A 1,690-nucleotide genomic window follows, 5' to 3' on the forward strand; every position below is an offset into this window, starting at 1 on the left:
CGCGCGTCAGTCCGCCTGGCCCGCCCCCCACAGCACCTCCGCGTACGAGGCGACCACGTGCCGCGCTCCCGCCGCCCGTAACGCCGCGCGCCTCGGGGGGCGTTCGGCGTAGCCGAGGAAGGGGATGCCGGCCGCGCGGGCGGCCTTCGCGTCGCCGGGTTCGTCGCCGATCATCAGCGTCGCGCGCGGGTCGGCTTCGAGGGCCTTCACGGCCTGGGTCAGGCAGTACGGGTCGGGTTTGAGGCGGAGCGGGAGACCTCTGCCGTGGTACTGGTCGGCGAAGTAGCCGTCCAGGCCCTGGCGTTCGAGGTAACGGCGGGCGGCGAGCGGGGAGTTGTTGGTCGTCACGGCGAAGCGGCGGCCCGCCGCGTACCACGTGTGCAGGAGCTCGGCGAGGTACGGGGTCGGGCGGGCGCTCTCGGCGGCCGTCAACTCCTCGTCGGTCAGGAGGGATTCGAGGGCGCGGACGGTGCCGCCCTCCGCGTCCCTCCGGCCCACGGCGCGGAGCAGGGCCTGCGGGTTCTTGCTGAGCGCGGCCCCCGCCGCGAGGGCCCGGCCGCCGGGGCGGGCGTCGAGCCAGCTCGCCATGCGGCGGGCGATGCCGCGCGCGGGGTGCCCGGCGAAGAGGCGGCACACGGGTCCGTCGAAGTCGAGGAGCACCCAGCGGGTGCGGTCGAGGAGGGCGGCGAGGGGTTCGGCGGGGGTCTGCGCGCGCGGCGCGGAAGGGGCCGCGTCCCGCTCCGGGTGCTGCCCGGGTCCGGGCTCCGGCGCCGATTTTCCCGCGGAGTAGGAGTGTTCCGATTCCGTGTGGGTCCTGGTTGTCGTCACCCGTCGAGTCTCAGCTCCTCGCTGATGGTCTGCCAGAGGCCCTCGAACCAGCGGGCGGACTGCGCGACGAAGACCTCGTCGCGCGGGCCGTGGGTGACGTCGTACGGGAAGAGCTGGGCGCGCGGTCCCCAGGTGTCGATCATCTCGGGGACGTCCTCGCCGTTCTCGTCGGTCCTCCGCACGAGGTAGTACGCGAAGAGGGCTTCACTCCCGTTGAGGACGTAGAGCTTCACCGGCGGGGTGAAGGGGACCGTGCGGAAGGCGACGGACACCTTCGTGCCGTGGGACTGCCGCAGTCCGGTCAGGGTCCGGCTCAGGACCCGTACCTGCGAGTCGCGCATCTCCAGCCAGCGGCGGTGGACGGCCGCCGCCTCGACCGGCTCGCCCGAGGCCGCGACGGGGAAGGCGAGGTCGATGCTGCGGCTGGGCAGCAGGATGCGCACGTCCACGGACTCGGGCCGCAGGCTCCCGCTGTGCACCCCGATGACGGCCTCGCTGACGGCCGGGATGAGGGATTCGGCGGTGAGGCAGAGGGCGTCGATCCGTACCTCGGGCGCCGCGAAGGCCCGTACGAGACGGGGGCCGAGCGCGACGAGCGTGGGACGCGGCTCGGGGGTGCCGGCCGCGCGCTCGCCGTCGTGGCCCGGCTGGGCGACGCGGGGCGGCACGCCCTTCGTGGAGCGGCTGAGCAGCCCCTCGGCGCGCAGCGCCTGGAGCGCCTGGCGGACCCGGCCGCGCTCGACGCCGAACTCCTGCGACAGCTCCGCCTGGGTGGGGATGCGGTCGCCCGCCTTGAGCACGCCGCGCGCGATGCGGTCGCGGAGCGCGGCGGCGATGGCGGCGGGGGTGGCGGGAAGGGGGT

General features: G+C 75.1%; 2 protein-coding genes. Both read right to left on the minus strand.

The window, feature by feature from the left end:
* Positions 1-6: 6 nt before the first annotated feature.
* A complete protein-coding gene (locus SSBG_RS12770; protein ID WP_008746553.1) occupies positions 7-828 on the minus strand; it encodes an HAD family hydrolase in 822 nt (273 codons plus the stop codon).
* Complete coding sequence (locus SSBG_RS12775; protein WP_037871408.1) at positions 825-1,664, minus strand: winged helix-turn-helix domain-containing protein; 840 nt, start codon at positions 1,662-1,664, stop codon at positions 825-827. Before SSBG_RS12775 ends, SSBG_RS12770 begins: the two co-directional genes overlap by 4 nt.
* Positions 1,665-1,690: the final 26 nt, after the last annotated feature.

The sequence above is a fragment of the Streptomyces sp. SPB074 genome (assembly GCF_000154905.1).
GTDB lineage: Bacteria > Actinomycetota > Actinomycetes > Streptomycetales > Streptomycetaceae > Streptomyces.